Origin of the sequence: Streptococcus suis, from assembly GCF_002960445.1 — a bacterium.
Taxonomy (GTDB): Bacteria; Bacillota; Bacilli; order Lactobacillales; family Streptococcaceae; genus Streptococcus; species Streptococcus hyiners.
This window is the reverse complement of record NZ_POJD01000269.1, coordinates 1-358: the sequence shown is the minus strand read 5'-3', so window position 1 is coordinate 358 and position 358 is coordinate 1. Positions and strand designations below refer to the sequence as shown.

The window sequence follows — 358 nt, the reverse complement described above, 5'->3', positions numbered from 1 at the left end:
GGTATGGTTTAAGTATATCGATTCCTCTTATTTTTCATGGATTAGGTCATAATGTACTCAATCAATTTGACAGAATCATGCTCGGCAAGATGCTAACACTGTCAGATGTAGCCCTATACAGTTTCGGCTACACACTTGCGTCTATCTTACAAATTGTGTTTTCGAGCTTGAATACGGTATGGTGTCCGTGGTATTTTGAGAAAAAGAGAGGTGCAGATAAAGATTTGCTCAGTTATGTCCGTTACTATCTGGCGATTGGCCTGTTTGTGACTTTTGGATTTCTAACAATTTACCCTGAATTAGCGATGTTGTTAGGTGGATCTGAGTATCGTTTCAGTATGGGATTTATTCCCATGAT

1 protein-coding gene is annotated in these 358 nt (G+C 38.8%); it reads left to right on the top strand.

Features of this window, described 5'->3' with window-relative positions; genetic code table 11:
• Window positions 1-358, top strand: a 358-nt coding sequence (locus tag C1G53_RS09615) for a lipopolysaccharide biosynthesis protein (RefSeq protein ID WP_153046701.1), incomplete at both ends; no start/stop codon positions are given.